Raw genomic sequence first — 22,418 nt, 5'->3', positions numbered from 1 at the left:
TTTACCACATGGAAATGGAATTAAAACGTATAAATAAATATTTAAGTGAAGTAGGTTATTGCTCACGTCGAGCTGCAGATAAACTTATTGAAGCTGGTCGAGTAACTATAAATGGTGTTGTACCTGAAATGGGAACAAAAGTTAGCAGTAACGATGTAGTGGCTGTAGACGGTGAACCTGTTATTTACACCGAAAAGGAATTTGTTTATTTAGCTTTTAATAAACCTATTGGTATTGTTTGTACTACAGATACTCGTGTTGAAAAAGATAATATAATTGATTATATAAATTATCCGAAACGTATTTTTCCTATTGGTCGTCTTGACAAGCCTAGCGAAGGTTTAATTCTTTTAACTGACGATGGAGATATTGTAAACAAAATTTTGCGTGCCAGCAATAATCACGAAAAAGAATATATAGTAACCGTAGACAAACCTATTTCGCAAACATTTATAGAACGTATGTCTAACGGCGTACCTATTTTAGATCGTGTTACTAAAAAATGTAAAGTTAAAAAATTAGGAACTTACGAATTCAAAATTATTCTTACCCAAGGATTAAATAGACAAATTCGTAGAATGTGTGAGTATTTAACTTACGAAGTAGAAACGCTTAAACGTGTTCGAATTATGAACATTAAATTAGATATGCCCGTTGGTAAATATCGTGACATTACGAAGGAAGAAATGAAAGAATTACAAACTTTAATAGGAGATTCTACAAAAACATTTTCTCCAGCTCACCCTTCTAGAAGACGAGAGTAACTCATAAAAAAAACATGATTTACACGAGTTGTCAATGTAAAATAGACCAATATACAAATGACTCTTAAATTAAGTTTTTACTTAATATGCTTTTACGTTAGTCTATAGTATATTTTTAAATACTTAAACACCCCCTATTTCTTTACTTGTTTTTCTTGTAGTAACAACTAATAAAGTTTCTTTTTCACTTCCTATTAACTCTTCAAGTTTAATTATATGATATTGATAACTAAACCTTAAGCCCAAAAACAAGCTAATTAAGAGCTTCTTTAAAGCAAAAAAAAGCATAATTACGTAGTAGTTGTAATTATGCTTTTTTTATTATTTACTAGACAGTTTCTAAGCCTTAGTTCTATGTCTTTCACAAGCTAACAATGTGTTTTTCAATAACATGGCAATAGTCATTGGTCCAACACCTCCTGGAACAGGAGTAATATAACTTGCCTTTTTACTTACGTTTACAAAATCTACATCTCCAGTAATTCTATATCCTTTTTCGGTTGTATCATCTGCAACACGAGTAATTCCAACATCTATAATTACAACATCATCTTTTACCATTTCTGCTTTTAAGAAATTAGGAACCCCTAAAGCTGAAATTATAATATCTGCTTGCGAAGTAATTTGTGTAATATTTTTTGTATGACTATGTGTTAGTGTTACTGTAGAATTACCAGGAAACCCTTTTCTTCCCATTAAAATACTCATCGGGCGACCAACAATATGAGAACGGCCAATAACAACGGTATGTTTTCCGCTAGTTTCTACACCGTAACGGTCTAATAACTCTAAAATTCCAAATGGAGTTGCCGGAATAAAAGTTGTCATATCTAAAGCCATTTTCCCAAAGTTAGTAGGGTGGAAACCATCTACATCTTTATCTGGGTTTACAGCCAATAATACTTTTTGAGTATCTATTTGATCAGGTAAAGGTAACTGAACAATATAACCATCTATTTGAGGATTATTATTAAGTTCTTTAATTTTATCTAACAACTCTACCTCGCTTGTAGTACTAGACATTTTAACTAAAGTAGATTCGAAACCTACACGCTCGCAAGCGCGAACTTTACTACCTACATAAGTTAAACTAGCCCCATCATTACCAACAATAATAGCTGCTAAATGAGGTACTCTCTCCCCCTTAGCTTTCATTTTTTTGACTTGCTCGGTAATCTCGTCTTTAATATCGTTACTAACTTTTTTTCCGTCTAAAATTGTCATGCTTTTAAATAGTTTTCAATCGCAGTATCAGTTATTAACTGTTTACTCTATTAGTTTAACTCCAAATTTATAATGAATGCCAATTATAAATAAATTAGCTTTCGTGATATGTTATATTCTTTTTTATAATTATTTAGTAATCTTTTGCTTTAATTCTGAAAACTATTTACATAAAACAAAACCACTAACTAAACATAGATTATTTCATGTTCTTCATGGCTTGCATCATGCGTTTTCCGCCGCCACCTTGCATCATCTTCATCATTTTACTCATCTGATCGAACTGCTTCAATAATTGGTTTACTTGTTGTACAGATGTTCCAGATCCTTTACCAATACGTTTTTTTCTACTCGCATTAATTACAGATGGGTTTGTACGTTCGTGAACCGTCATAGAATGAATAATTGCTTCAATATGCTTAAAAGCATCATCGTCTATATCGATATCTTTCATCATTTTTCCAGCACCAGGAATCATTCCAATAAGGTCTTTCATGTTCCCCATTTTCTTGATTTGCTGAATTTGCTGCAAGAAATCATCGAATCCAAATTGATTCTTTGCAATTTTCTTTTGCAGTTTTCTCGCTTCCTCTTCATCAAACTGCTCTTGAGCACGCTCTACAAGAGACACAACATCTCCCATTCCAAGAATACGATCTGCCATACGAGAAGGATAGAATATATCTATAGCCTCCATCTTCTCACCTGTACCAATAAATTTAATTGGTTTATCGACTACAGATTTAATAGAGATTGCAGCACCACCACGTGTATCACCATCTAATTTGGTAAGAATAACACCGTCGAAATTTAAAACATCGTTAAATGCTTTTGCTGTATTTACGGCATCCTGACCTGTCATAGAGTCTACAACAAATAAGGTTTCTTGGGGTTGAATCGCTTTATGAATTTCAGAAATTTCAGCCATCATCACTTCATCTACAGCTAAACGACCCGCGGTATCAATAATGACCACATTGTGTCCGTTTTCTTTAGCATAAGCAATACCTGCTTGAGCGATAGCAACTGGATTATTATTTCCTTTATCACTAAACACATCAACATTAATCTGAGCTCCAACAACATGCAATTGATCTATCGCCGCTGGACGATACACATCACAAGCAACCAGTAACGGTTTCTTTGTTTTCTTAGTTTTTAGGAAGTTTGCTAACTTTCCTGAGAACGTAGTTTTACCAGAACCTTGTAACCCTGACATTAAAATAATGCTAGGTGTTCCTGACAAATTAACACCTGCGGCATCTCCTCCCATTAACTCGGTTAACTCGTCTTTAACGATTTTAACCATTAATTGTCCAGGCTGCAAAGCTGTTAATACATCTTGGCCAAGTGCTTTTTCTTTTACTCTATTAGTAAAATCTTTAGCAATTTTAAAGTTAACATCGGCATCCAATAAAGCACGACGTACTTCCTTTAAGGTTTCTGCAACATTAACTTCCGTTATACTTCCATGTCCCTTAAGAACGTGTAACGCTTTATCTAATTTCTCACTTAAATTATTAAACATAAACTTTCATCAAATTTTAAGAAACGCAAATTTAATGATTTGATGTGTATTAATGAAGAATTGACTAATAAAAAAACAAATACAGATTAAATACTAAAAAACATAAATTATTAAGGGTTTTAGAGGCTAGACGCCGCTTCTTCCTAAAAAAAGATAAAAAAACACATTTAAAAAAGAATAAATTTTAAAAAAATTCACGGTATTGCATCACACGAAAATCAAAAGTATTGAATTTTGGATTTGTGTGTTTCATTTGTTTATACAATGGCATGCTACCAACAGCTCTATTTGCGGCTCCGGAAGGTGCTGTTAAAGAGACTGTTTTTATAACCCGTTCTTCATATTCAAAACTATACTCTCTTGGTACTTCATTGCTTTGAACTTTTAAAGATAAACCGTATGTTTTTAAATGTTTTCTAAAGAAATACTCCGGACCATTTTTACTATTTCCTCCTGTAAATAATAAAGTATCTACTTTAGGGTACATCTTTAAATACATTAACAAATCTCTTAGCTCTACGTTTTTCATTCCTAAGTCTGAAGCATCAATTTTTTCACGTTCGGCACATTCTACAATATCACAAACTCCAATGCCTCTAGATTTTAAAAAATTTTTACGCTGAGTAATGGCTTCCTCTGTAGTTTCAAATTTTAAATTTAAATCAAAAATCGTGTTTAAAATAGGCCATAATTGTCCATCTATACTACCATAACAAAAATCTACATCGCCTATTTTTAAATCTCCTATAGAAAATCGTGGTGGTGGCAATGTGCCAACTATTAATTTAGTTGTTAATTTTGATATAAATGGTGCATAAGGATGCCTATGTTTAAACATTGTTTTTGTAGTTTGCTTTAAAAATAGTATTTTAAAAGAAAAACAATGGGAAGAGGAGATAAAAAAACAAAACGCGGAAAAATAAACAGAGGATCTTATGGTTCAAGACGTCCGCGTATTAAGAAAAAGGTACGTCCTGAATTAAAAATTGATATTGATAAAGATCCGACTGTAAAACATTAATTATTGTTTTACAGCATTTCCAAATCGTTTTCCAAACTTATAAGCTATAAAAATAACCAGTACAATAATTGCTATGGTACTAAAAACATAAAATGAATAAAGGAATACATTGTCTTTAGAGTTGAAGCAGAAATCTGAAGTTAGACACATTTCTAATGTTTTCTTAGAACCTACTGTTAATGTTAAACTGGTTAGGTATGTAATTAATATTACAATACCTACATACATTTTCGATAACCTTTTTGGGGCTTTTCCTGTTGGTTTAAAAGCTTCGCGTTCTGTTTCAGAGCGTTTATTATCTTGTAAAGACCAACTCGGTTTTTGTTGAGAACTGCTCATCGTATCTATAATTTTCGTAATTAAATCCTTTTAGGTCTTCTATGGTTTCTGCATTAGTATCTATAACATAACGCGCCATTAAGCCTCTTGCTAATTTAGCGTAAGTTGCAATCATTTTGTATTCTCCGTTTTTAAAATTCTTAAAAACTGCTGTTATTACAGGAACTTTTAACGTTTTTACATCTACAGCTTTAAAATACTCGTTACTTGCTAAGTTTAAAAACACCTCATCATCTTTCAATTCTTCATTTAAAGCTTTAGTGATTGTTTTTTTCCAAAACTCATACAAGTTCTTATTAGTACCTACAGGTAACTTTGTTCCCATCTCTAAACGATAGGCTTGAATTAAATCTAATGGTTTTAAAACGCCATATAATCCTGATAAAATTCTAACCGTATTTTGAAGTGATTCTAATTTATTTTCTGGTATGGTATAGGCGTCAAAACCACGATAGACATCTCCGTTAAAAGCGTAAATCGCTTGTCTTGCATTGTCTTTAGTAAAAGGCAAAGTCCATTCTTGATTTCTTTGGTAATTTAACTGACCTAAAGCATCTGAAATACGCATTAACTCTGATAAGTTTTTTGCAGATTTCTTTTTCACCACTTTATTTAAGCGGTCTGCTTCTTTTAAGAATATAGCTTCGGTTGAAACTTCTGTTGGTAACTTACGATCAAAATCTAAAGATTTTGCTGGAGATATTACTAATTTCATTTACGTAGGATTATATCAATTCAACTTTATAATTGATTTCAATTTTAAAATCATACAAATTTACAACCGAAACAACTGAAAACATATAGATAAATACTGTTATTTCTTATAATTAAATAACTAATACTTATGCTTCATCAATCTCTTGATGCTTTACATATTGTCTCCACTTTTCGATACACTGTTGCATATCTTCAGGAATATCTGTATTAAAACGCATGAATTCTTTTGTTCTAGGATGCTCGAAACCTAACGTTTTAGCATGCAACGCTTGTCTTGGTAGTATTTTAAAACAGTTATCTACAAACTGCTTATATTTTGTAAATGTTGTTCCTTTTAATATTTTTTCTCCACCGTAACGTTCATCATTAAACAAAGTATGCCCAATATGTTTCATATGTACACGAATTTGATGCGTACGACCAGTTTCTAATTTACAAGACACCAAAGTTACATAGCCTAAACGTTCTATAACTTTATAATGTGTAACTGCTACTTTTCCTTTATCGGCATCGTCTCCATAAAATACAGTGTTTTGAAGTCTATTTTTAGGGTGACGCCCAATATTACCTTCAACGGTACCTTCTTCATCATCTACATTCCCCCAAACAATAGCAACATATTCACGTTCTGATGTTTTTTCGGCAAACTGAAACGATAAATGTGCCATGGCTTCTTCAGTCTTAGCGACAACTAATAATCCGCTAGTATCCTTATCTATTCTGTGTACCAAACCTGGACGTCCAGAAGAGTTTTCTGGAAGATTATCGAAATGATAAATTAAGGCATTTATTAACGTCCCTGAATAATTTCCGTGACCTGGATGCACAACCATTCCTGCTGGTTTATTTACCACCAACAAATCGTCGTCTTCATAAACAATATCTATCGGAATATTTTCACCTACAAGTAAATTCTCGTATGGTGGGTGTGCAAAAAGCACTTTAATAACATCGTTACCTTTAACTTTATAATTAGACTTAACGGGAATACCATTTACATAAATGTTACCTGATTTTGCTGCTGCCTGAATTTTACTTCGCGTAGCATTTTCAACAAAATTCATTAAATATTTATCTATTCGAAGTGGTGATTGCCCCTTTTCTGCTGTAAAAGCATAATGCTCGTATAACTCGTCTTCAGTCTCTTCTTTTTGTGGTGTGTAATCACTCATAATTTAATTTGGTCTATTACCGTTTCCTAATACTAAATCGATTTTAGATGTTTTAGGTAACATATCGCCTGATTTTAAATCTTCTCCATTATGAGACACTTCTAAAACCATATCTCGAGCAATGTTATCCACATATCTAATGGTTCCTACAACAAAGCCTAAGGCTTCTAAAGTTGGTTTTGCTTGTCTAAATGTACGATTTGTTAATTCGGGTACTAACACTTTTCTATATCCTGATGGATTAAGTGTAATGTATATTTTTCTATTTTCTTTTACTTTAAATCCTGGTTTTGGATTTTGTTCAATAACCGAAAATTTAGGATAATCTGGATTATAATTTGCAGAATCCTGAATTTGCATCACTAATTTATTCTTCTCTAATTCTGCTTTAGCTACAGATATGGATGTCCCAGTTAAATCTGGAACGGTTTCAAACTCACCATGGTTTGTAGTGCTGTCTAACCATCTTAAAGTTAAATAACTTAACACAAAAATAGCGACTACCGCTAAGAGTAAATTCAGAAAAAAGGTTTTACTAGTAAGGAATTTGATAAAGCTCATGTTATAGAATTTGATTGGCAAAGATATAAAAACCGTTCTGTTTTTACTTTTGATTAATAAATGATATTTTAGCTAAACGATTATTTCCATCATTTGTTACTATTATGAAAAAAAATATTGCCATAATCATGGGAGGTTATTCTAGTGAATATAAAATCTCCTTAAACAGCGGAAACGTTGTTTACCAATCACTTGACGCATCAAAATTCAATGTATTCAAAATCCATATTTTCAAAAATAAATGGGTGTATGTGAATGCAAATGATGAAGAATTTCCTGTGGATAAAAATGATTTTTCAGTAATTATTCAAGGTAAAAAGACAACCTTCGACTGTGTTTTTAATGCAATTCATGGTTCTCCAGGAGAAGATGGTCAACTTCAAGGCTATTTTAATCTTATAAATCTGCCTCAAACAAGTTGCAATATGTACCAAGCTGCAGTAACTTATAATAAGCGAGATTGTTTAAGTATTTTAAAACCTTATGGTATAAAAACAGCAGAATCTTATTATTTAAACTTAGGAGATGTTGTTAATGAAGATGCTATTATTGAAAAAGTAGGTTTGCCTTGCTTTGTTAAAGCAAACAAAGCAGGTAGTAGTTTTGGAGTAACAAAAGCGTATAAAAAAGAAGACTTAAAAACATCTATAGAGACCGCATTTAAAGAAGATGATGAAATTATTATTGAATCGTTTTTAGATGGTATAGAAGTCTCTGTTGGCGTTATTACATATAAGGGTGAAACAAAAGTCTTACCTATTACAGAGATAGTAAGTGAAAATGATTTTTTCGATTACAAAGCCAAATATTTGGGACAATCGCAAGAAATTACACCTGCACGATTAACAAAAACGCAAGAAAATCAAGTTAATACTTTGGCTAAAAAAGTATATGAGATTTTAAAAATGAAAGGATTTTCTAGAAGTGAATTTATTTTTAAAGATGGAGAACCACACTTGTTAGAGATAAATACGGTTCCTGGAATGACAAAAGAAAGTATCTTACCTCAACAAGCAGCTGTAGCAGGTATTTCTTTGTCAGACTTATTTGAAAGTGCCATAGAAGAAGCTTTAAGAATTAAATTGTAAATTCACACAACTAAACACTAACAAACCAAACAATGAAACGCGCCATATTTCCTGGGTCTTTCGACCCCTTAACATTAGGGCATTACGACATAATTACACGTGGCGTAAAAGTATTTGATGAAATTATTATAGCTATCGGAATTAATTCTGATAAAAAATATATGTTCACTCTAGAAGAACGTCTTCAGTTTATTTTAGACACATTTAAACATGAACCAAAAGTAAAGGTAACGACTTACACAGGACTTACTGTAGATTTTTGTATAAAAATGAATGTGGATTTTATTTTACGTGGACTAAGAAATCCTGCCGATTTCGAATTTGAAAAAGCCATTGCGCAAACAAATCGTAAGCTGTCGGAAATTGAAACTGTGTTTTTGCTAACTTCATCTAAAACATCATTTATCAGTTCTAGTATTGTTAGAGATGTTATAAGAAATAACGGAGACTATACGCTACTCGTTCCCGATACGGTAAGAGTAAAAAAGGCACCTTAATTAGGTGCCTTTTTTTTTTAAAATTTATATTCTGATAACGGTTTAGGAAATTCCTCCGGATTTGCTGCTAAGTGATATCTAGGATCGTGAACATCTTCAATAATAACATCCTTAAACTTCGGATTCGCTTTATACATTAACAACTTACAATCTTCACTTAAATGTTTTAATTTAATTGATTTTCCTTCGGCTTCATACTTATTTACAATATTTGTAATAGCTTCTACTGCTGAATGATCGCTTACACGAGATTCTACAAAATCTATATATATTTCGTCAGGATCATTTTTAACATCAAACTTTTCATTAAAAGCAGTGATTGAACCAAAGAATAATGGCCCCCAAATTTCGTAAGTTTTTATTTTCTTATCTTCAGAATAACGTTTTCTAGCTCTAATTTTTTTAGCATTTTCCCATGCAAAAGATAATGCCGAAATAATAACTCCTACAAATACCGCAATTGCTAAATCGAAAAACACAGTTACAACCGAAACAATAACAAGTACAACGGCATCTGAAACTGGTATTTTTTTCATGATTCTTAAACTAGACCATGCAAAGGTTTCAATAACCATCATAAACATTACCCCCACTAAAGCGGCAATTGGCACTTGTTCTATATATTTATCTGCAAATAGAATAAAAGTAAGTAATGTAATCGCCATCATAACACCAGATAAGCGTCCTCGGCCACCTGCATTAATATTAATAACCGTTTGTCCAATCATACCACAACCTCCGGTTCCACCAAAAATACCACTTAACATATTTCCTGCTCCTTGAGCTACACATTCTCTGTTTCCATCTCCTCTAGAATCTGTTAATTCATCAACAAGATTCATAGTCATTAAGGTTTCTATTAACCCGACAGAAGCCGCTAAAAACGCATAAGGTGCAATAAATTTTAACGTATCTAAATTAAATGGTAAATGGCTCCAAAGTTCAGGAAGATTTAGCTTGCTAGAAAGTTCATCAAATCCATTAAGACCAGCTCCTCCTCCATCTCTTATAAAGTCTCCTACATTAATAGATTCTAGTCCTCCAAAAATAGAAATCAGAGAAACTATTAAAATTGCGGTTAATGCCTCTGGCATTTTTTTAGTTAATTTAGGTAATCCCCAAATAATAAACATGGTTAACAAAACCAAACCTATCATGATATACAGCTTATTCCCTTCCATCACAGATTTTACAACACCACTGTCTTTTACAGTGTAAAAACCGTTATCCTGCACATTAAACACTACTTTTTTAGTATTTACATCGAAAACTTGATTGTCCGACATAATAAAAACCTCTTTGCCTGTATTTATATTGGTTATAGATTTACCGTTTATTGAAAACAGAGTACTACCAGAAATTAAATCTGTTACTGTATTATCCTTTACATTATACACTAATTCTTTAGATTCGGTTTTACGCATGTTTTGTCCAAAAACATCTTTAGTATTCTCTTTAAACATACCCAATTGTGCCATAAAAATCACAATAGCTAAACCGTTTACAAACCCTAACATTACGGGATGCGGAATTAAACGCACAAATTTACCAAGCTTGAAGACTCCTGCTAATATTTGAATAACCCCCATTAAAACAACGGCTGCCAACAAATAAAAATATCCCATATTTTCTACGGGTGTATCAAACAAAAGACCTTTAGCGTGTCCTTCTTGAATCATGTGTACAAAAATAACAGCGACTGCTCCGGCTGCTCCAGAAATTAAACCCGGTCTTCCTCCAAAAAGCGCAGAAACAATACCTATTATAAAAGCCCCAAAAAGTGCTACAATAGGACTAATTTGAGCTACAAAAGCAAAGGCTACAACTTCTGGAATCATCGCTAACGATACCGTAATCCCTGCCAAAACATCATCCTTTGCATTTGGTGTTATTTTCCTTATAAAATCTGTCATATTTTCTTTTTTAAGAGGGGCAAAAATACAGTTAAAATGGCGACTCACAAGTTCTCAATGTAATAATTTCATTAAGTTTGCTTAAAAACACTAAGAATGAAATTATTCGTCTCCGCTTTCATTACATTACTATTATCTAACACCTTACACTCACAAATTCATAATAATTTTATCACACATTTTGAAAAGAGTGAGGGTTTAGAAACAGCAACTTACGCTGAAGTTATTCAATTTTATGAAGCTTTAGCCAAAACTTACCCACAAATTAACATACAAACCATTGGAGAAACAGATTCTGGAGAGCCTTTACATATTATAACATTAAGCCCTGATAAAGTCTTCGACTTTTCTAAAATCAGAACAAACAAACGTATTTTACTTATAAATAATGGCATTCATCCTGGAGAAAGTGATGGTATAGATGCCACAATGATGTTGTATAGAGATATTGTACAAGGCAAGACAGATATGCCTAAACATACAGTTTTAGTCACCATTCCTATTTATAATGTTGGAGGTAGTTTAAATAGAAACGCTACAACAAGAACCAACCAAAATGGTCCTAAATCTTATGGCTTTAGAGGAAATGCTCGTAATTATGATTTAAATCGTGATTTTATAAAAAGTGACACTAAAAATGCGAGAACTTTTGCTAAAATTTTTCATACTGTTCAACCCGATGTATTTATAGACAATCATGTAAGTAATGGAGCCGATTACCAATATACTTTAACACATTTATTTACACAACACAATAAATTAGGCGGAAATTTGGGCACGTATTTACACACTAAAATGATGCCTGAATTGGAACATAATCTCTCTTCGAAAAAATGGGACATTACACCCTATGTTAATGTTTTTAATGAAGTTCCTGAAATTGGATTTAGTCAGTTTATAGACCACCCAAGATATTCTACCGGCTATACAACGTTATTTAACACCTTAGGAATGATGGTAGAAACACACATGCTTAAACCGTACAAGCCTAGAGTTGAAGGCACCTATGAACTTATGAAAAGTATGATTTCTATTATTGAAAAAGATTATAAAGAAATTAAAACATTAAGAGAGGAAGCCAATAAAACATTTCTAAATGCTAAAACATACGATTTAGGTTGGATAGTAGACACAACAAAATTTTCAACCTTACAATTTAAAGGATTTGAAGGTACATATATAACAAGTGAAGTTACGGGATTAAAACGTTTAAAATACGACAGATCTAAACCGTTCACAAAACCTGTAAAATACCAAAATTATTTTAAACCAACTATAACAATTAAGATTCCAAAAGCATATATTATTCCGCAAGGTTGGCATTCTATTATTGAGTTATTGAAACTAAATCAAGTAAAAATGTCTCGATTAGAATTAGACAAAACATTTACTGTAGAAACCTATCACATTGCAAATTTTGACACTAATAAAACCCCTTACGAAGGGCATTATTTACACACAAATACAGCGGTAGAGTCAAATACAGAAGATATACAATTTAGAACTGGCGATTATTATATAGAAACTCGTCAGCCAGCAATTCGATATCTATTAGAAACTTTAGAACCCCAAGCCGTAGATTCTTTTTTTAACTGGAATTTCTTCGATACCATTCTTCAGCAAAAAGAAGGTTTTTCACCTTACGTCTGGGAAGATTTAGCTTTAGAACTACTGAATAATGATACAGAACTTAAACACCGATTTGAAGCTAAAAAACAAGCAGATAAAGCATTTTCTGGTAATTGGTATGCGCAATTAGATTGGATACATAAGCACAGCAATCATTATGAAAAAGCACATATGCGTTACCCTATTTTTAGAGTAAAATAAAAACAAATTTTTATTTATAATATCTATTTTAACCCCTTCTCTTACGTGAAATTACATAGAAAAAAAAAGATAATTAAATATCTCAATATTTTAGATCACCCCATGAAATTCAATCCTTTTGTTTTCAGTTGGTCGTTTTTACTTTGGGCCTTTTTAGGTATCATTGGAGGTATAACAGCAGGATTATATTGGATTATTTTAGAATTTTTAACAGATAAAATCGCCTTTTTCGAAGGTTGGCAAGTTATACCTGTCATGTCTATTAGTGGTTTATTGGCAGGCTTAATTATACACTTTATTGGAGATCCTGGAGAAATACAACTTATTGTAAATAACATCCGTTTTAATAAAGGGAAACTAAACCCAAAGAACAATCCCTCTATGGTTTTATCTTCATTTCTGTGTATTGCCTCTGGCGGAAGTTTAGGTCCTGAAGCCCCATTAGTTCAAGTTACAGGATCGATTGGAACTTGGTTAGGAAAACTTTTTCGTCTTAAAGGAGAAGCGCTACGTTCGCTAAGTATAGCAGGAATGGCATCAGGATTTACGGCACTATTTGGAGCACCTTTAGGAGGCAGCTTATTCGCTTTAGAAATTCTTCATTACAAACATGCTGTTGAATATTATCGTGCCATTATTCCCGCACTTGTTGCGAGTAGTTTTAGTTATATTATTTTCGCCTTAATTGTGCATTTAGGTCTCGGACCTGCTTGGAATTTATCGGCCTACGAATATTCTGGAATTTTCGACTTTGGGTACGCAGTATTCTTTGCTATTATAGCTACAGCTGTAGGTTGGTCTTTTATTTACTGTGTTAAATTTTTTAAATTATTATTTGAGAAACGACCAATTCCTATTTACATAAAAACACTTATTGGCGGGCTACTTTTAGGAGTTATCGCTTACTACTTACCTATTACACGTTATTTTGGTCATCATGAAATTAACGAGATTATCAGTGATCATTTTCCTTTAAAATTATTATTCATCATCTTAATTTTTAAAATTATTGCCATTGCAATTACGGTTACTTCTGGCTGGCGTGGTGGCTTTATAATACCGCTATTTTTCGTAGGCACAACCTTAGGTTTAATCATTCATCAATTTATTCCATCGGTTAGTTTAACATTAACTATTGTTAGTTGTATGGCCGCCATAAATGCATGTGTTACAAGAACACCAATGAGCACTACTATTTTACTAACAACGCTTACAGGTTTCGGACATCTAATCCCTATTTTATTTGCGAGTTTAACTGGATATTTTCTAGCGCCTAAAATTCCGTTTATTAGTTCTCAAAAGCATCAAAACTAAGACCTTAAAAAAAAATAAAAAAAGAAGTCTTCATCGTAAATCATATTTAAAAATAATATACATTTGATTAAAATTTACATCGCCATGACGCGTATTAATGAATAAGTATATTGTTGTCAATCAACCTGAAAAATGGAATTTTTCGATTGAAAATATTAAAGTAATTTCCTCACAAGAATACCTTACTAATCCAGAGTATTCACTGCTTAAAAAAGCCAGAATATTTAATTTATGTAAAGATTATTCTTATCAATCTAAAGGATATTATGTATCACTTTTAGCTGAAGCTAGAGGACATTTACCTATACCTACTATTAAAAATATTGTCGATTTAAAAGCTTTAACTCTAGTTAAAATTGTATCCGACGAGTTTGATGATATTATTCAGCAAAGCTTAAAGAATATAAAATCGCAAGACTTTACATTAAGTATTTATTTTGGTCAGAATGTGGCTCATAAATACAAGGAGTTAAGTGTACTGTTTTACAAGCATTTTCAAGTCCCTTTTTTACGCATAAAATTTAATCATACCACAAAGTGGAATATACTAAGCATAAAGGCAATTTCTGAATCTGAAATTCCTTTAGAGCACAAAGAAAGTGTTCAAGAATTTGCTAATCAATATTTCTCTAAAAAACGGTATGATATTCCGAAGTTAAATAGAAGTGATTTTGATTTAGCTATTTTAGTAAACCCGAAAGATCCAGCACCACCAAGTAATGCCAAAGCTTTAAAAAAGTTTATCGATTTAGCTGAAAAGATGAATATTTATGCAGAAATCATCGATCCAAAAGATTTATCGCGTTTATCGTCTTTTGATGCTTTATTTATTCGCCAGAGCACAGAAGTAAATAACGAAACCTATGCTTTTGCCAGAAAAGCACAGCGAGAAGGTCTAGCCATTATAGATTATCCAGATGCCATTTTAAAATGCTGTAATAAAGTATATATGGCAGAAGCATTACAGAATGCCAACATAAACACCCCTAAAACTATAATTGTACATAAAGACAATAAGCAAATGGTTTTAGATAAAGTTGGACTGCCATGTGTTTTAAAAGCACCAGATTCTACATTCTCTTTTGGAGTAAAAAAAGCGAAAACAGAAGCCGAATATTACGAACTTGTTTCTGAAATGTTAAAAGAATCTGATTTAATTATTGCGCAAGAATTTTGCCCATCAGATTACGATTGGCGTATTGGAATATTAGACGATAAGCCCTTTTTTGCTTGTAAATATTATATGGCAAAAGGTCATTGGCAAATTTACAATTGGAACGCTAAGAAAAAAGACGACCAAGATGGAGATGCAGATTGCTTACCAATAGAATCTGTTCCAAAAAAAGTATTGAATATGGCTATAAAATCGGCTAAATTAATAGGCAAAGGCCTGTATGGTGTCGATATAAAAGTAGTAAATAAAGTCCCAATGGTTATTGAAATTAACGATAACCCAAATATCGATTTTGGTGTAGAAGATGCCTATTACGGCGATTTAGTTTACACTGAAATTTTATCAGCATTAAAAAAACGTATAGATTCAAATGAATAAAAAATATCATCTTTTTGATGTTTATGGGATTGAACTAGAATACATGCTAGTAAATCAATCCGATTTAAAAATTGTTCCAATTGTTGATGCGCTTTTAACAAAAAAGCAAGGCAAATTAACTTCAGACATTTCTAATGGTAAAATTGCGTGGAGCAACGAATTGGTTGCACATGTTGTAGAGTTAAAAACTAACGGACCAACAAAGAGTTTAAATGGTTTATCCGAATTATTTCATAAAAATATTACAGAAATTAATGCGCTTTTAAAACCGTTTCAGGCAGAGTTATTGCCATCTGCAGCACATCCATTTATGAATCCGGCTACAGACACACAACTTTGGAAACACAGTTACAGCGAAGTTTACGAATTATATAACCGCATTTTTAATTGTAAAAATCACGGTTGGAGCAATGTGCAAAGCGTACATATAAATCTACCTTTTTTTGACGATAAGGAGTTTGAAAAACTACATGCAGCCATTCGAATTATTTTGCCTTTAATTCCAGGTTTAAGTGCAAGTTCTCCTATTTTAGAAGGAAAAAAAACAGGTTTTAAAGACACACGTTTAGAATATTACAAAACCAATCAGAAAGAGATTCCTGAAATGACAGGCCTTGTTATTCCAGAACGTGTATTTACTAAATTAGATTATTACGCTACAATTTTCGAACCTATAAAAAAAGCGATTAAACCGTACGATACCCATCATATTTTAGATCATCATTTTTTAAATTCTCGTGGAGCTATAGCGAGATTCGACAGAAATGCAATTGAAATTCGCTTGGTTGATATTCAAGAATGTCCGAAAGCAGATTTAGCCATTTGTGCATTAATTATAGAAACTTTAAAATTATTAGTTAACAAAAAGCTATCTCCTTTAGCTGCACAAAAACGTTGGATAAAAGAAGACTTATTTGCTATTCTTAACGATGCGATTAAACACGGAGAAACTGCAGTAATAGAAAATTTAGATTATTTAAATGTATTCGATATTGAAGATGCAACAACTATCCAAAACGTTTGGAAACATTTATACGCATTAGCAAAACCAAATATTAATAAGGCACATTACAATGCTATTGAAACTATTTTAAACGAAGGCACATTGGCAACTAGAATTGAAAAAGCTTTAGGCAATGATATTTCGGAAACCAATATTTTAAGCGTATATAAATCTTTAGCGAATTGTCTTGAACATAATACGCTGTTTTTAAAATGAAATTACTTTTAAGTTGCGAACACGGAGAAAATTACATTCCAAAACGGTTTTCTCCATACTTTATAAATAAAGAAACCACGTTGCAATCGCATCGTGGTTTTGATATTGGTGCTTTAGATGTTTTTAAATACTTGAAACCATTGGCCAATTTTACAAACTATAGTGAAACCAGTAGGTTGTTAATTGAATTAAACAGATCGTTACATCATAAAAATTTGTTTTCAAAATATTCAAAATCTCTTTTAACTTCAGAAAAACAATACTTAATAGACTCCTATTATATGGTATATCGAAATGCTATCGAGAACTATATTTTAAAAAACATACAAATAGGAGAATCTATACTCCATCTGTCTGTACACAGCTTTACTCCTGTTTTAGACGACGTGACTAGAACTTGTGACATCGGACTTTTATATGATTCAGCCAACAGTGGAGAATCTGAATTTTGCAAAACTTTAAAATCGAATATAAGTATTGAAAATCCGAATCTAAAAATCCGTTTTAATTACCCATATTTAGGTACCGCAGATGGTTTCACAACCTATTTACGCAAACAGTTTCCAGAAAATTATTTAGGTATTGAAATAGAAATCAATCAAAAATTTGCTAGAAAAAATGTTATACCTTCACCTTTAAAACATCAATTATACAGTGCTTTAAAGTCTAGCTTAATTAAATAAGAGGCTTAATATTAGCATACGAATTTTCTAAAGCCTGAATTGCTTCAACCTCATTTAACCATTCTACCTTAGTAATTCCTTCATTAGTTTGTGGCCATAAATTACCTTTAAAATCTGTAGACATTTCAAACCAATGTGTTACCTTAATTTTAAATTTTCCGTTACGTTTAAATATATGGTATGTGGTATGCAAAGGCTTGGTAATTCTCAACCCAGTTACCCCTGTTTCTTCCTCTACTTCACGCAAAGATGTTTCTTCAATAGTTTCGCCAGCCTCAGCTTTTCCTTTAGGCAAATCCCATTTATCATTTCTATAAATAAATAGAATGTTTCCATCTTTATTATAAACCTTTCCACCTCCAGCAACAACATTAGGTAGTTTTTTTAAAAACTTTTTAAGTAACTTATCTGGGTTTTTATGAATTAATCTCACTTCCTTTAAAGAAGTGGTATTTAATTCCTTAATAACTTTACCTATTTGAACGGTGTCTAATAAGTAATTCTTAAAATGTGTCTCTTTCTCAACCTCCGTGGTTAAAATGATTGGCTTGTCGTTGACAAATATTTTATACATATTAAAAAATATCCTGTATTAATTGCGGTAAAAGTATCAATTTTTAAAGCAAACATATTAACTTTAAAAAAATTATTTTAATACACAAGAACTATTATTTTAATTAATGTGTAATTTTGTATCTATGATTTTAAACAAACAAACAGCTCGAAAAACTGCTGAAGTATTATTGCAAGTAAATGCGATAAAACTAAGCCCTAGCGCTCCTTTTACATGGGCCTCTGGATGGAAATCTCCTATTTATTGCGATAACAGGATTATATTATCATTTCCGCTTATTAGAAATTACATACGTGAAACCATGGCTAAATATATAGAAGAGCAATATGGTAAACCAGATGTTATAGCTGGCGTAGCCACTGGAGCGATTGGTATTGGTATGCTAGTAGCAGAATATTTGGGTGTTCCTTTTATATATGTCAGACCTGAGGCAAAAAGTCATGGTAGACAAAACCAAATTGAAGGATTTATCCAAAAAGGACAAAATGTAATTGTTATTGAAGATTTAATAAGTACTGGAAAAAGTAGCTTAAACGCAGTACGTGCTCTTAGAGATGCAAATCTTAATGTAAAAGGCATGATTGCCATTTTCTCTTACGGATTTAATGTCGCTAAAGAAAATTTTGAGAAAGAGAATGTACTACTTCAAACCTTAAGTAATTACGAAAGTTTAATTGAGCAAGCTGTTGAAACAAACTATATTTCGCAAGCAGAAGTACAAACTTTGACAGATTGGAATTCCAATCCTAGTGAATGGAACGCTATTTGATTAAAAGTAAACAAATAAAAAATCATGAATTTAGAATCTCCAAAAGTAACATTAGACAAATCATCTCAAGAAGTATTTGATTTTCTTTCGGATATTAAAAATTTCGAAAAACTAATGCCTGACAATATTAGTAAGTTTGAAATTTTAGATGACGACAAATTTCTTTTTGCATTAAAAGGTATGCCTGAAATTATTTTGAAAAAGAAGGAAGTTGTTCCTCCAAACAAAATAGTATTAGGGGCAGCAGGTGGAAAATTAGATTTTTCTCTAGTAGGACACATTAACGAAACTACTGAAGGTAAAAGCGATGTAAAACTTTTATTTGAAGGTGATTTTAACCCGATGATGGCAATGATGGTAAAGGGACCTATTTCAAAATTTATTGAAACATTAGTCACTAAAATGCCTGAATCTATTTAATACAATAAGGTTAATTCTTTTAAATTATATTCTTCTATAATTTGGTCTTCTAACAAAACTTTTAAGTGACCAAGTTCTGAGACACCAAGAATAAACCCAGCAAACATATTGCCTTCTGCATTTAAAAATGTTGAAGGCTTATTTTTTTTAAACAACGCACTTTCATATTCTTGCTTAATGCGTTCTAATTGTCCGTTTTCTAGCCAAGAAAAGCATTCTTTTAACTCGACTAATATATAATGAAGTACTTCATCTAAGTCTTGAGTTTTTCCTATTTTATTTACTATTGAAGATGCTTTTGGCAGTTTCTTAAAATTTGTTTGATTAACATTTAAACCAATTCCAAGCACACTATCTCTTAACCCGCTTTGTGTAACTATATTTTCTATTAATATTCCGCAAATCTTCTTGTCTTCTGACAATATGTCGTTAGGCCATTTTATCCGAACTCTTGGTAACATTAATTTATTTAAAGCTTTATAAATAGCTATAGCAGTTACCATACTTATATAAAATTGTTTTTCTATAGGCACAAACGACACATCTTTAAACACACTAAACATTAGATTTTTAGCAGTTTCGGAGTCCCAAACAGTACCCATTTGACCGCGTCCCATAGTTTGCTGTTTAGCGACTACGACTGTATAATCTTCCAACAATTCACATGTACTTAATTGTTTTAAAAAAGTGTTAGTTGAATCGATGGCATCAAGTTTGATAATATGCATTATAGATAATTTATATAGGCAGGATGAAAACTTCTGCAAATTTTAAAGTATAAAGAACTAAAAAATAATAACTTTGTACAAATTAAATAAAATTAATGGCGAAAGATAATATAAATGTAGACTTGCTAATTTCTACCATATTAAGTGGAATTGAAGATGTTAAAGGAAAAGAAATAAATATTTTAGACTTACGTGAAATTGAAAATACTGTTTGCGACTATTTTATAGTGTGTGAAGGAACCTCAAACACTCAAGTAAATGCTATTGTTAATGCTGTTCAGAAAAAAGTTAGTAAAGAACTTAAGGACAAACCTTGGCATATAGAAGGACAAGACAATGCAGAATGGGTATTAATGGACTACGTTAATGTAGTAGTACATGTTTTTCAGAAACAAATACGTGAATACTACGACATTGAAAGCCTATGGGGCGACGCAAAAACAACTATAATTGAAACAAATTATTAAATTTAATGGCAAACGAAAAGAAAACTCCAAATAAGAAACCTAAATTAAATCCGTATTGGATTTACGGAGCAATTATTGCAATTTTTATTGCAATGCAACTTTTTAATAGTAATAGTTTACAAGACGCTAGTACTACAACTCCCTCAGAGTTCATGAACTACTTGAGAGCTGGAGATATAGAAACGGTAGAGATTGTAAATAAAAGAGAAGCCGAAGTCTTTTTAACAGACGAAGCATTACAAAAAGAAGAGCATAAAAAATCGAAACCGTCAACATTGCTTCCTACAGCATCGCGACTACCAAATTATAGTTTTGAATTTGGAGATTTACAAAATTTTGAAAATGATGTAAAATCTACAATAAAAGAACAAAATTTAAAAACTGCTGTTAATTATAAAACAGAACAAAACCTTTGGGGAGATTTCCTTATTGGTATTCTTCCTTTTATTCTATTAATTGGAGTTTGGATATTTATAATGCGTAGAATGTCTTCTGGTGGCGGAGGTGGTGCTGGAGGTCAAATCTTCAACATCGGTAAATCTAAAGCTAAATTATTCGACCAAAACACAGATGTAAAAACATCATTTAAAGATGTTGCTGGTTTAGAAGGAGCTAAAGAAGAAATACAAGAGATTGTAGATTTCTTGAAAAATCCTGAAAAATACACCTCTCTTGGTGGTAAAATTCCAAAAGGAGCATTACTTGTAGGCCCTCCAGGAACAGGAAAAACATTATTAGCAAAAGCTGTTGCAGGTGAAGCTAAAGTGCCTTTCTTCTCTTTATCAGGATCTGATTTTGTAGAAATGTTTGTTGGTGTAGGTGCATCTCGTGTAAGAGATTTATTCAAGCAAGCTAAAGAAAAATCTCCTGCGATTATTTTTATTGACGAGATTGATGCTATTGGACGTGCTAGAGGTAAAAACAATATGTCTGGCTCTAACGATGAAAGAGAAAATACGCTAAACCAATTACTAACAGAAATGGATGGTTTTGGTACTAATACAAATGTAATTGTATTAGCTGCAACAAACAGAGCCGATGTTCTAGATAGTGCCTTAATGCGTGCAGGTCGTTTTGATAGACAAATTTTTGTAGATCTTCCAGACATTAGAGAACGTCAAGAAATTTTTGAAGTTCACCTAAAACCAATTAAAAAATCTGAAAACCTTGATACAGATTTCTTAGCAAAACAAACGCCTGGATTCTCTGGAGCAGATATTGCAAACGTATGTAACGAAGCTGCATTAATTGCTGCTAGACAAGGTAAGAAGGCTGTTGATAAGCAAGATTTCCTTGATGCTGTAGACCGTATTGTTGGTGGATTAGAAAAGAAAAATAAAATTATTACACCTAGCGAAAAGAAAGCTATTGCTTTTCATGAAGCAGGTCATGCTACAGTTAGCTGGATGTTAGAACATGCTGCACCTTTAGTAAAAGTAACTATTGTGCCACGTGGACGCTCTTTAGGTGCTGCTTGGTATTTACCAGAAGAACGTCTAATTGTTAGACCAGAACAAATGCTAGACGAAATGTGTGCTGCATTAGGAGGTCGTGCTGCAGAAAAAGTTATTTTTAATAAAATATCTACTGGTGCTTTAAGTGATCTTGAAAAAGTAACGAAGCAAGCCAGAGCTATGGTTACGGTTTATGGATTAAGTGATAAAGTTGGTAATTTAACATATTATGATTCTTCAGGACAAAACGAATATGGTTTTACTAAACCATACAGTGAAAAAACTGCAGAACTTATCGACAAAGAAATATCTGACATCATTGAAGCAGAATACGAAAGAGCTATAAAACTTCTAGAAGATAACAAGGACAAATTGACTGAGTTAGCAGAGGTGCTTTTAGAAAAAGAAGTAATCTTTAAAGATAATCTTGAAAAAATATTTGGTAAACGCCCTTTTGATTCTGAATTAAAACCGCTTTTAGATAAATAAATTATTAAGTATTTAAGCTTAATAGCAGGAAAAATCTTAAATTGACCATTGGTTAATTTAAGATTTTTTATCTTTGAACAAACCCTATTTAACAC

Annotated in this window: 23 protein-coding genes; 13 read left to right on the top strand and 10 right to left on the bottom strand. The window is 32.0% G+C overall.

Annotated elements, in window-relative coordinates:
- Positions 1-8: 8 nt before the first annotated feature.
- A complete protein-coding gene (gene rluF, locus Q1B05_RS05755; RefSeq protein ID WP_299778534.1) occupies positions 9-764 on the top strand; it encodes a 23S rRNA pseudouridine(2604) synthase RluF in 756 nt (251 codons plus the stop codon).
- Positions 765-1,103: 339 nt separating this feature from the next.
- Here the strand turns inward: rluF and Q1B05_RS05750 are convergent, their stop codons facing one another.
- The 3 genes from Q1B05_RS05750 to Q1B05_RS05740 all read right to left on the bottom strand — a co-directional run bounded on the left by Q1B05_RS05750 (position 1,104) and on the right by Q1B05_RS05740 (position 4,354).
- On the bottom strand, positions 1,104-1,988 hold the full coding sequence (locus Q1B05_RS05750; protein WP_299778531.1) for a bifunctional 5,10-methylenetetrahydrofolate dehydrogenase/5,10-methenyltetrahydrofolate cyclohydrolase: 885 nt from the start codon (positions 1,986-1,988) through the stop codon (positions 1,104-1,106).
- 199 nt (positions 1,989-2,187) lie between these two features.
- Positions 2,188-3,516: a signal recognition particle protein gene (ffh, locus tag Q1B05_RS05745; protein ID WP_299778529.1), complete on the bottom strand. Its 1,329-nt coding sequence runs from the start codon at positions 3,514-3,516 to the stop codon at positions 2,188-2,190.
- A 184-nt stretch (positions 3,517-3,700) separates the two neighbouring features.
- Complete coding sequence (locus Q1B05_RS05740) at positions 3,701-4,354, bottom strand: uracil-DNA glycosylase family protein (protein ID WP_299778527.1); 654 nt, start codon at positions 4,352-4,354, stop codon at positions 3,701-3,703.
- Between the two features lie 45 nt (positions 4,355-4,399).
- Here Q1B05_RS05740 and Q1B05_RS05735 point away from each other — a divergent pair, with 45 nt between their 5' ends.
- Positions 4,400-4,537, top strand: a complete 138-nt coding sequence (locus Q1B05_RS05735; protein ID WP_299778525.1) for a 30S ribosomal protein THX — start codon at positions 4,400-4,402, stop codon at positions 4,535-4,537.
- Here Q1B05_RS05735 and Q1B05_RS05730 read toward each other — a convergent pair whose 3' ends face one another.
- The 4 genes from Q1B05_RS05730 to Q1B05_RS05715 form a co-directional block, all read right to left on the bottom strand.
- Positions 4,538-4,876 carry a hypothetical protein gene (locus Q1B05_RS05730; protein WP_299778523.1) on the bottom strand — a complete coding sequence of 113 codons (339 nt, stop codon included), beginning with the start codon at positions 4,874-4,876 and terminating at the stop codon, positions 4,538-4,540.
- The gene (gene yaaA, locus Q1B05_RS05725; RefSeq protein ID WP_299778521.1) at positions 4,833-5,591 is read right to left on the bottom strand and encodes a peroxide stress protein YaaA; all 759 of its coding nucleotides are present in this window, start codon (positions 5,589-5,591) and stop codon (positions 4,833-4,835) included. Before yaaA ends, Q1B05_RS05730 begins: the two co-directional genes overlap by 44 nt.
- A 127-nt stretch (positions 5,592-5,718) precedes the next feature.
- Positions 5,719-6,765 carry an RluA family pseudouridine synthase gene (locus Q1B05_RS05720; protein WP_299778519.1) on the bottom strand — a complete coding sequence of 349 codons (1,047 nt, stop codon included), beginning with the start codon at positions 6,763-6,765 and terminating at the stop codon, positions 5,719-5,721.
- A gap of 3 nt (positions 6,766-6,768) precedes the next feature.
- Positions 6,769-7,326 carry a PASTA domain-containing protein gene (locus Q1B05_RS05715; RefSeq protein ID WP_299778517.1) on the bottom strand — a complete coding sequence of 186 codons (558 nt, stop codon included), beginning with the start codon at positions 7,324-7,326 and terminating at the stop codon, positions 6,769-6,771.
- A gap of 104 nt (positions 7,327-7,430) precedes the next feature.
- Between Q1B05_RS05715 and Q1B05_RS05710 the strand changes: the two genes are divergently transcribed.
- Positions 7,431-8,414: a D-alanine--D-alanine ligase gene (locus Q1B05_RS05710; protein ID WP_299778515.1), complete on the top strand. Its 984-nt coding sequence runs from the start codon at positions 7,431-7,433 to the stop codon at positions 8,412-8,414.
- A 32-nt stretch (positions 8,415-8,446) separates the two neighbouring features.
- Entirely contained in the window at positions 8,447-8,911 is a 465-nt protein-coding gene (coaD, locus tag Q1B05_RS05705) for a pantetheine-phosphate adenylyltransferase (RefSeq protein ID WP_299778513.1), read from the top strand.
- 17 nt (positions 8,912-8,928) lie between these two features.
- Here the strand turns inward: coaD and Q1B05_RS05700 are convergent, their stop codons facing one another.
- Entirely contained in the window at positions 8,929-10,824 is a 1,896-nt protein-coding gene (locus tag Q1B05_RS05700) for a SulP family inorganic anion transporter (RefSeq protein ID WP_299778511.1), read from the bottom strand.
- Between the two features lie 96 nt (positions 10,825-10,920).
- Here Q1B05_RS05700 and Q1B05_RS05695 point away from each other — a divergent pair, with 96 nt between their 5' ends.
- The 5 genes from Q1B05_RS05695 to Q1B05_RS05675 all read left to right on the top strand — a co-directional run bounded on the left by Q1B05_RS05695 (position 10,921) and on the right by Q1B05_RS05675 (position 17,422).
- Positions 10,921-12,654, top strand: a complete 1,734-nt coding sequence (locus Q1B05_RS05695; RefSeq protein WP_299778509.1) for a M14 family metallopeptidase — start codon at positions 10,921-10,923, stop codon at positions 12,652-12,654.
- Positions 12,655-12,699: 45 nt separating this feature from the next.
- On the top strand, positions 12,700-13,968 hold the full coding sequence (locus Q1B05_RS05690) for a chloride channel protein (RefSeq protein WP_299778507.1): 1,269 nt from the start codon (positions 12,700-12,702) through the stop codon (positions 13,966-13,968).
- A 97-nt stretch (positions 13,969-14,065) separates the two neighbouring features.
- On the top strand, positions 14,066-15,520 hold the full coding sequence (locus Q1B05_RS05685; RefSeq protein WP_299778505.1) for a RimK family protein: 1,455 nt from the start codon (positions 14,066-14,068) through the stop codon (positions 15,518-15,520).
- Entirely contained in the window at positions 15,513-16,739 is a 1,227-nt protein-coding gene (locus Q1B05_RS05680) for a glutamate-cysteine ligase family protein (protein WP_299778503.1), read from the top strand. The genes Q1B05_RS05685 and Q1B05_RS05680 overlap by 8 nt, the downstream gene beginning before the upstream one ends.
- On the top strand, positions 16,736-17,422 hold the full coding sequence (locus Q1B05_RS05675; RefSeq protein WP_299778501.1) for an N-formylglutamate amidohydrolase: 687 nt from the start codon (positions 16,736-16,738) through the stop codon (positions 17,420-17,422). The genes Q1B05_RS05680 and Q1B05_RS05675 overlap by 4 nt, the downstream gene beginning before the upstream one ends.
- Here the strand turns inward: Q1B05_RS05675 and Q1B05_RS05670 are convergent.
- The gene (locus tag Q1B05_RS05670; protein ID WP_299778499.1) at positions 17,415-17,996 is read right to left on the bottom strand and encodes an NUDIX domain-containing protein; all 582 of its coding nucleotides are present in this window, start codon (positions 17,994-17,996) and stop codon (positions 17,415-17,417) included. The genes Q1B05_RS05675 and Q1B05_RS05670 overlap by 8 nt on opposite strands.
- 124 nt (positions 17,997-18,120) lie before the next feature.
- On the opposite strand from Q1B05_RS05670, the gene pyrE reads away from it, so the two are divergent.
- A complete protein-coding gene (gene pyrE, locus Q1B05_RS05665) occupies positions 18,121-18,765 on the top strand; it encodes an orotate phosphoribosyltransferase (RefSeq protein WP_299778497.1) in 645 nt (214 codons plus the stop codon).
- 24 nt (positions 18,766-18,789) lie between these two features.
- On the top strand, positions 18,790-19,185 hold the full coding sequence (locus Q1B05_RS05660; protein WP_299778495.1) for an SRPBCC family protein: 396 nt from the start codon (positions 18,790-18,792) through the stop codon (positions 19,183-19,185).
- On the opposite strand, the gene Q1B05_RS05655 is transcribed toward Q1B05_RS05660, so the two are convergent.
- Positions 19,182-19,913 carry a biotin--[acetyl-CoA-carboxylase] ligase gene (locus Q1B05_RS05655; protein WP_299778493.1) on the bottom strand — a complete coding sequence of 244 codons (732 nt, stop codon included), beginning with the start codon at positions 19,911-19,913 and terminating at the stop codon, positions 19,182-19,184. The genes Q1B05_RS05660 and Q1B05_RS05655 overlap by 4 nt on opposite strands.
- Positions 19,914-20,008: 95 nt before the next feature.
- On the opposite strand from Q1B05_RS05655, the gene rsfS reads away from it, so the two are divergent.
- Complete coding sequence (rsfS, locus tag Q1B05_RS05650) at positions 20,009-20,380, top strand: ribosome silencing factor (RefSeq protein ID WP_299778491.1); 372 nt, start codon at positions 20,009-20,011, stop codon at positions 20,378-20,380.
- 5 nt (positions 20,381-20,385) lie between these two features.
- Positions 20,386-22,323 (top strand): ATP-dependent zinc metalloprotease FtsH, encoded by a 1,938-nt coding sequence (ftsH, locus tag Q1B05_RS05645; RefSeq protein ID WP_299778488.1) that lies wholly within the window; start codon positions 20,386-20,388, stop codon positions 22,321-22,323.
- The last annotated feature ends 95 nt before the right edge of the window (positions 22,324-22,418 follow it).

It is taken from the genome of uncultured Formosa sp., assembly GCF_947500765.1.
GTDB lineage: Bacteria > Bacteroidota > Bacteroidia > Flavobacteriales > Flavobacteriaceae > Formosa.
The sequence above is the reverse complement of the archived record's forward strand: the minus strand, read 5'-3'. Positions and strand labels throughout refer to the sequence as shown.

Excerpts from the sequence above, each read along its gene's own strand:
- Q1B05_RS05720 (WP_299778519.1), bottom strand. The coding sequence starts at position 6,765 with ATGAGTGATTACACACCACAAAAAGAAGAGACTGAAGACGAGTTATAC.
- ftsH (WP_299778488.1), top strand. The coding sequence starts at position 20,386 with ATGGCAAACGAAAAGAAAACTCCAAATAAGAAACCTAAATTAAATCCG.
- rluF (WP_299778534.1), top strand. The coding sequence starts at position 9 with ATGGAAATGGAATTAAAACGTATAAATAAATATTTAAGTGAAGTAGGT.
- rsfS (WP_299778491.1), top strand. The coding sequence starts at position 20,009 with ATGGCGAAAGATAATATAAATGTAGACTTGCTAATTTCTACCATATTA.
- Q1B05_RS05685 (WP_299778505.1), top strand. The coding sequence starts at position 14,066 with ATGAATAAGTATATTGTTGTCAATCAACCTGAAAAATGGAATTTTTCG.
- Q1B05_RS05695 (WP_299778509.1), top strand. The coding sequence starts at position 10,921 with ATGAAATTATTCGTCTCCGCTTTCATTACATTACTATTATCTAACACC.
- Q1B05_RS05715 (WP_299778517.1), bottom strand. The coding sequence starts at position 7,326 with ATGAGCTTTATCAAATTCCTTACTAGTAAAACCTTTTTTCTGAATTTA.
- ffh (WP_299778529.1), bottom strand. The coding sequence starts at position 3,516 with ATGTTTAATAATTTAAGTGAGAAATTAGATAAAGCGTTACACGTTCTT.
- Q1B05_RS05660 (WP_299778495.1), top strand. The coding sequence starts at position 18,790 with ATGAATTTAGAATCTCCAAAAGTAACATTAGACAAATCATCTCAAGAA.
- Q1B05_RS05750 (WP_299778531.1), bottom strand. The coding sequence starts at position 1,988 with ATGACAATTTTAGACGGAAAAAAAGTTAGTAACGATATTAAAGACGAG.
- Q1B05_RS05700 (WP_299778511.1), bottom strand. The coding sequence starts at position 10,824 with ATGACAGATTTTATAAGGAAAATAACACCAAATGCAAAGGATGATGTT.
- Q1B05_RS05710 (WP_299778515.1), top strand. The coding sequence starts at position 7,431 with ATGAAAAAAAATATTGCCATAATCATGGGAGGTTATTCTAGTGAATAT.
- Q1B05_RS05680 (WP_299778503.1), top strand. The coding sequence starts at position 15,513 with ATGAATAAAAAATATCATCTTTTTGATGTTTATGGGATTGAACTAGAA.
- Q1B05_RS05655 (WP_299778493.1), bottom strand. The coding sequence starts at position 19,913 with ATGCATATTATCAAACTTGATGCCATCGATTCAACTAACACTTTTTTA.
- Q1B05_RS05730 (WP_299778523.1), bottom strand. The coding sequence starts at position 4,876 with ATGAGCAGTTCTCAACAAAAACCGAGTTGGTCTTTACAAGATAATAAA.
- coaD (WP_299778513.1), top strand. The coding sequence starts at position 8,447 with ATGAAACGCGCCATATTTCCTGGGTCTTTCGACCCCTTAACATTAGGG.
- Q1B05_RS05670 (WP_299778499.1), bottom strand. The coding sequence starts at position 17,996 with ATGTATAAAATATTTGTCAACGACAAGCCAATCATTTTAACCACGGAG.
- yaaA (WP_299778521.1), bottom strand. The coding sequence starts at position 5,591 with ATGAAATTAGTAATATCTCCAGCAAAATCTTTAGATTTTGATCGTAAG.
- Q1B05_RS05675 (WP_299778501.1), top strand. The coding sequence starts at position 16,736 with ATGAAATTACTTTTAAGTTGCGAACACGGAGAAAATTACATTCCAAAA.
- pyrE (WP_299778497.1), top strand. The coding sequence starts at position 18,121 with ATGATTTTAAACAAACAAACAGCTCGAAAAACTGCTGAAGTATTATTG.
- Q1B05_RS05735 (WP_299778525.1), top strand. The coding sequence starts at position 4,400 with ATGGGAAGAGGAGATAAAAAAACAAAACGCGGAAAAATAAACAGAGGA.
- Q1B05_RS05740 (WP_299778527.1), bottom strand. The coding sequence starts at position 4,354 with ATGTTTAAACATAGGCATCCTTATGCACCATTTATATCAAAATTAACA.